We start from the raw sequence: 1,124 nt of genomic DNA, 5'->3' as shown, positions 1-1,124 counted from the left end.
GAAATTCATTAGATCAGAATGAGCGATGCGCGTCTACTCATTGTTTTTATTGGAAATTATGAGGGGATTCGTGAGAGTGCGGCGTTAGTTGAATAGGGAAAATCCGTGAATATTTTTGAAGCATTTCTTAATGTGCTTGCGCAAGTCTGGTATCTAGTGCCTTTATTGCTCATTGTTAGCGTTTTCAAAAGTAGGTGGCTAAAAGGTGTATTCGGTGAGTTTCTCGTGAACCGTCTTTTGTCCAAATTACCAGAGTTTGATTACACACTAATAAAAGACGTAACGTTGCCGACTAACGATGGTACAACTCAAGTCGACCATATTGTGGTTTCTAGATATGGCATCTTCGTCGTTGAAACTAAGAATATGAAAGGTTGGATATTTGGTTCAGTTCGCCAGAAACAGTGGACACAAAAGATTTACCGTCATTCCTCTAAATTTCAGAACCCACTGCATCAGAATTACAAGCACATAAAAGCTCTGGAAACCTTGCTAGGTTGCAGTGAAGAACACTTGCATTCGGTTATTGTTTTCATCGGCGACAGTACCTTTAAAACCGAAATGCCTCCAAATGTTACCTACGCTCGAGGAAGTATTCGATACATTAAGCAATTTAACGATGTAGTGTTCTCTGACAATGATTATGCTCGGTTAACAGAGTCTATAAACCGGTTAAAGTTAAAGCGCGGAGTCATTACGGATTTAAAGCATCGTAAACATGTCAAAGAAGTTGTTGCATCCAAAGTTAGCTCAAATGAGTGCCCTCGTTGCGGCTCTGAAATGGTGTTGCGTGAAACCAAGCGTGGTGAAAATATAGGTAAACAGTTTTGGGGTTGTTCAACCTTTCCCAAGTGTAGGGCTGTGAAACAATTCAACTAACAAACTGTTTAAGAGTGATTTGCAACGCGTGGCATTTTTACTATGCGTTGCGTTTAGTGTTTAAGGTGGTATGCGGCAGCTTCAGTATTGCGTTGCTCACACCTTAACAGGGCGTTGATATGATTCCCGCTGTCAACGAGCGCGTGACTATCCCTACCAAATACTTTCGGCATGGGAGAGAAACTTAAGTGAGTGCACCTTTGGCAAGAAAGTTCGGCGGTTGACCTTGCTGATATTCGCGGGTT

The 1,124-nt window shown here is 41.7% G+C and carries 1 protein-coding gene; it reads left to right on the top strand.

The window, feature by feature from the left end; all coding sequences use genetic code 11:
* The first annotated feature begins 105 nt into the window (after nt 1-105).
* The gene (locus D1Z90_RS20715; protein ID WP_119912656.1) at nt 106-879 is read left to right on the top strand and encodes a nuclease-related domain-containing protein; all 774 of its coding nucleotides are present in this window, start codon (nt 106-108) and stop codon (nt 877-879) included.
* The last annotated feature ends 245 nt before the right edge of the window (nt 880-1,124 follow it).

Source organism: Motilimonas pumila, assembly GCF_003596335.1.
Lineage (GTDB): Bacteria > Pseudomonadota > Gammaproteobacteria > Enterobacterales > CBDFNC01 > Motilimonas > Motilimonas pumila.
This window is presented reverse-complemented; position numbering and strand designations above follow the sequence as displayed.